The organism is Rhizobium sp. PDO1-076, assembly GCF_000247475.1.
GTDB lineage: Bacteria > Pseudomonadota > Alphaproteobacteria > Rhizobiales > Rhizobiaceae > Allorhizobium.
In genome coordinates this window covers 1-4,228 of sequence record NZ_AHZC01000152.1, presented here as the reverse complement: position 1 = coordinate 4,228, position 4,228 = coordinate 1, and the positions used below count along the sequence as shown (strand labels likewise).

Sequence of the window (4,228 nt, the reverse complement as noted above, 5' to 3'; positions counted from 1 at the left end):
GTGGCGATGATGATGATCACCGCAACGATCTTGGCCACCGGCCCTTCCGATGGATTCCAATATCTGCTGCAGCGGTTCCTCCCACGGCATGGACGAACCGGAGGCATGGGCGGGTGCCGCCATCAGCGGCGCGATCGAGGCAAGCGTGGTCGCATGGACAAGGCGATTGCGCGCACGACGAAGGACAGAAGAGACAGACGTATTCATTGCTGGTCTCCTTTCGGGAGTGGTTGGTGAGCGGGAGGAACGTGAGCGTGGAGGGTGCGATAATCGCCGGAGACGGGATCGAGCCCGTCGACCAGCGCGATCTCAACAAGTCGACGGTTGGCGCCACGGCCGGACAGAACGGCGATGATGTCGATAGTGTCGGCGATGAGCGCACGGGGGACCGTGACGACGGCTTCCTGCACGAGCTGCTCCAGCCGAAGCAGTGCGCCTATCGCCGTATTGGCGTGGATCGTGCCGATACCGCCGGGATGGCCGGTGCCCCAGGCCTTCAGGAGGTCGAGGGCTTCCGCGCCGCGCACCTCACCAACCGGAATTCGGTCCGGACGCAGGCGGAGCGATGACTTCACGAGATCCGAAAGCGAGGCCACGCCATCCTTCGTGCGCAGCGCCACGAGATTGTGAGCGGCGCATTGCAGCTCCCTGGTGTCCTCGATCAGCACGATGCGATCGGAAGTCTTGGCGACTTCCGCAGCAGAGCATTGGTGAGCGTCGTCTTTCCGGTGGATGTGCCGCCGGCCACCAGAATGTTCTTGCGCTTCTCGACCGCCAGTCGAAGCACCTCAGCCTGCTCTTGGCTCATGATGCCGGCGGCGACATAATCGGAGAGGGTGAAGACAGCGACGGCGGGCTTGCGGATGGCAAATGTCGCAGCGGCAACGACAGGCGGCAGCAATCCCTCGAAGCGTTCACCGGTTTCCGGCAGCTCGGCCGAGACGCGGGGCGAGCCGGCATGAACCTCGGCGCCAACATGGTGGGCAACCAGCCTCACGATGCGCTCACCATCGGCCGGGATCACGGTATCGGCTGTGGCGACAAGACCTTCCTTCAGGCGATCGACCCACAAACGCCCGTCCGGGTTCAGCATCACTTCAACGATGCTGGGATCTTCGAGATAGCGGACGATGGCTGAACCGAGCGCCGTCCGGAGCATTCGTGCGCCCCGTGATACAGCCTGCCCTTCGTGATGATGATTGGCCATGATGCCCCCGTTTGGGCCATCCGCAAAACGGGCAGATGGCGACAGGGACAATCAAGAAAGGCACAAATTCCGTGCCGGCAACACGATTCTTTCCAAAATCGTAGACGCTCGTAGAGGAGCGAAAAAATACTTGCGAAGCGCGGACCCGTTAATTTGCCTAAGATCCGCTACTTAAATTGAGCAGGTCCGCCATCGCAGCCCGAATCTGCGGCCACGGGAATTCATCGGCTGGACTGTCTTCTCCCATAGCAAGAACAGCATGCAGCTTTGCGGCCACACTGGCAACCGAGTGAGCCTGCTTCGCAAACAGCTCATTCAGTCGTTCCGTCCGTAGCGCAAACGCTTCTTCTTCCGCCTGCTTGGCACGACTGTATCCCAAGCGCTCGTCCAACGCGTCCCAAGCGGCCTGCCGCTCGACCAAAACCGCCCTCGCCGACCGCTTCGCCTCGGCATCTTCCGGCAGACCCGCAAAACGGCGATCGATATCCTCCAGGGAGAACGCCGCCACCACGCGATCCTGATCGGGAAAGACAATGTCGACGTGGGGAAAGCCGACAGCCGCGATCAGAGCGGTTTCAAGGCGCTGCTGTCTTCGGCAGAGTTTCTCGACCTGCTCATGCGCCAACCACCACTCCTGCCACAAGGCCAAGGTTGGATCGCCACGGTCGGAGCGACCGTAGTCGAACTGAAGCCCCGCATCCCCGCCACCAACCTTCCCCTTCAGCCACGTCGCCGATGCGGAAAGCAATCTGCGTCGCGTGACGACAGGCAAAGTTCTGCTATTGTCGGAATCAGCCATGATCCGAGTTCCTATCAACTTGGGTTACGGTTAGGCTGTGCTATGTGTTACGAGCACCTAGTACAGCCGCAGTGCTTTTGCCGCACAAGGTAGGCGGGCAAATGACGGCAAGCCAATAAATACCATATGAACTAAAAACGTTCAAACCGAAACGAACATTATGAAGCCGATAACAGGGGCTCAGATAAGGGCCGCACGCGGATTGATCCGTTGGACCGCACAAGACCTTGCCCAAGCTGCGGTGGTCGGGATCTCCACTGTACGGCGCGCTGAGGCGGAAGACACAGCACCAACGATAACCGCCGCAAATCTTAATGCCATTCGATCAGCGCTGGAGAATGCAGGCATTGAGTTTATCCCGGAAAATGGGAGCGGTGCCGGGGTAAGATTCGCAAAGCCATCACACGGTTAGCGCACGACCCGACTGTCTCAGAGCGCCAGCCACTCATCTACGCACGAAGGTACAGTCAAGCGACCCCGTCTCTGACCTCGCCGCTGATATCTTGATCGCACCCCGGTCGAGCGAACTTGCTCTGGAACAAGCTCAAATCCAAGCCCGATAGACTTCAGGAGCTCGAATCCGAAGGTCCCTCGCTTTCATGAGATACGAACGGACGACTTGCTATTCACGATTGAGCAGTTGAAATGAAACGAACTCGTGGCTCCGTGTCATCCCGAACATGCTAAGAAAAGTTTGCCAGCGACAAACTCCACTGGGATCAAAATAACTCCGACGAGCTATCACGCCTAACAGCCAGCGGTGTCGTCCCTGTCCAACCCTTGAAGGCCCTGAGAAACGAATTGGCATCCTCAAAGCCTAGCAGCAGAGCGATCTCGGCGCTCGACATCATCGTCTTGCGCAAATAGTGATCGGCCAGCGACGATCGGACGGCATCGAGCGTCAGCTGGAAGGACGTGCCCTCCTCCTGGAGCCTGCGCTGCAGGGTGCGGGTTCCAATGCCCAGTCTTTTTCCAATGGACTGCATGGAAACGTCACCAGCTGGCAAAGCCTCTAGCAAGGCGCTCCTGACCCGCTCAACCATGCTGGCGGTGCGATTGAGGTCGGATAGTCTCTGTCGCAGGGACGGCTCGAAGAACAGCCAGATCTTGTGGTTCTCGGTCAGGAATGGTCGGTCGAAGTCTTCAAGCGAAAACACAAGGGTCGCCAACGGCGCCTCGGAAACTGCGATGCCGAAGAATTCCCTATACAGTTCGGCGTCCTTCTCCGATCCATGCGATACCGATGGCCACGCAACCTTCAACGGCTTGACCGCCGTTCGCGTCGCAAGGCGTGCGAGCTGAACGAAGAAAACCAGTTTGAACGCCAAGAACACCGCCGGCGGGGGCTTGGTCTGGTCCAGGAAATCGATGACGACAGTTGCTTCAGCGCCGGCGCGCGCAACTTCGATCCGCATCGGGGCGATTAGGCGGACATATTTTGCGATGCGCTCAAGCGCGTTGCCAAGATTGGCGCTGCAGAGTGCTGCAAATAGCTCGGGGTCAAACCAGTCGCTGGTCATGACTTGCGCGATGCGCAAAGGCGCTGGCAGATCAATATCCAGGGATCGGGCCTCTTCTTCGATCGCCATCCAAAGATTGAAGAAGGCAGCGGATGTCAGGCGGACCTGGTCACGGGCAAAGAGATCTCCCGGCAACTCGGCCCTGCGCAGAATCGGAGGTGCGGCCAAGCCCGCATCCTGCATCAGCAATCGCCAGCCGGGCCAGACAGCATATTCCAACATCGACGAAGAACGGCCGGGCGCCGGAAAGTCACTTTTGATCATCCTGGAATTTTAACCGGCGGATCATGCCAGCACAATCGCAGATGGCGCCAATCTGGAAACCCGCGTCAGAACACCGATCGCTCCATAGTTTGACGTCTTTCGAATTTTGTTTGGCATGTTTCGCTAGTGAAGAGCCGCCCTTGGCGAGGCATATATTCTGTCACCGAACGACCTCATCCGCAGTCATGCGACAGGAGCAATGACATGAAAAAAACCATCCTCATCACCGGCGCCTCTTCCGGCTTCGGCCTGATGCTCGCCAACAAGCTGCACGCAAAGGGCCATACCGTCATCGGCACAAGCCGCACGCCCGAGAAATATGCCGGCAAGGTGCCGTTCAAGCTGCTGCGCCTCGATATCGACGATGACGCTTCCAGTCCCGGGGCGTTCCCGGCCGAGCCTTCCTTCCAAACATGGTGAAGCAGCTCGACGTGCTGG

At 58.9% G+C, this 4,228-nt stretch carries 4 protein-coding genes and 2 pseudogenes; 2 read left to right on the top strand and 4 right to left on the bottom strand.

The window, feature by feature from the left end; genetic code table 11:
* From PDO_RS10410 to PDO_RS10400, 3 genes and pseudogenes are all read right to left on the bottom strand, one after another.
* A pseudogene (locus PDO_RS10410) lies at positions 1 to 207 on the bottom strand (TrbC/VirB2 family type IV secretion system protein); the annotation flags it as partial.
* Positions 204 to 1,159 (bottom strand): annotated as a pseudogene (gene trbB, locus PDO_RS10405) (P-type conjugative transfer ATPase TrbB). The pseudogenes trbB and PDO_RS10410, both read right to left, overlap by 4 nt.
* A gap of 205 nt (positions 1,160 to 1,364) precedes the next feature.
* Complete coding sequence (locus PDO_RS10400) at positions 1,365 to 2,006, bottom strand: hypothetical protein (RefSeq protein ID WP_007601472.1); 642 nt, start codon at positions 2,004 to 2,006, stop codon at positions 1,365 to 1,367.
* A gap of 160 nt (positions 2,007 to 2,166) precedes the next feature.
* On the opposite strand from PDO_RS10400, the gene PDO_RS29015 reads away from it, so the two are divergent.
* Complete coding sequence (locus PDO_RS29015; protein ID WP_037073389.1) at positions 2,167 to 2,418, top strand: helix-turn-helix domain-containing protein; 252 nt, start codon at positions 2,167 to 2,169, stop codon at positions 2,416 to 2,418.
* Between the two features lie 307 nt (positions 2,419 to 2,725).
* Here the strand turns inward: PDO_RS29015 and PDO_RS10390 are convergent, their stop codons facing one another.
* Entirely contained in the window at positions 2,726 to 3,694 is a 969-nt protein-coding gene (locus tag PDO_RS10390) for an AraC family transcriptional regulator (protein ID WP_202803119.1), read from the bottom strand.
* Positions 3,695 to 3,994: 300 nt separating this feature from the next.
* On the opposite strand from PDO_RS10390, the gene PDO_RS10385 reads away from it, so the two are divergent.
* Positions 3,995 to 4,210 carry an SDR family NAD(P)-dependent oxidoreductase gene (locus tag PDO_RS10385; protein WP_007601461.1) on the top strand — a complete coding sequence of 72 codons (216 nt, stop codon included), beginning with the start codon at positions 3,995 to 3,997 and terminating at the stop codon, positions 4,208 to 4,210.
* The last annotated feature ends 18 nt before the right edge of the window (positions 4,211 to 4,228 follow it).

Bases quoted from the DNA above. Each gene is read 5' to 3' on its own strand.
- PDO_RS10400 (WP_007601472.1), bottom strand. From the start codon at position 2,006: ATGGCTGATTCCGACAATAGCAGAACTTTGCCTGTCGTCACGCGACGC.
- PDO_RS29015 (WP_037073389.1), top strand. From the start codon at position 2,167: ATGAAGCCGATAACAGGGGCTCAGATAAGGGCCGCACGCGGATTGATC.
- PDO_RS10385 (WP_007601461.1), top strand. From the start codon at position 3,995: ATGAAAAAAACCATCCTCATCACCGGCGCCTCTTCCGGCTTCGGCCTG.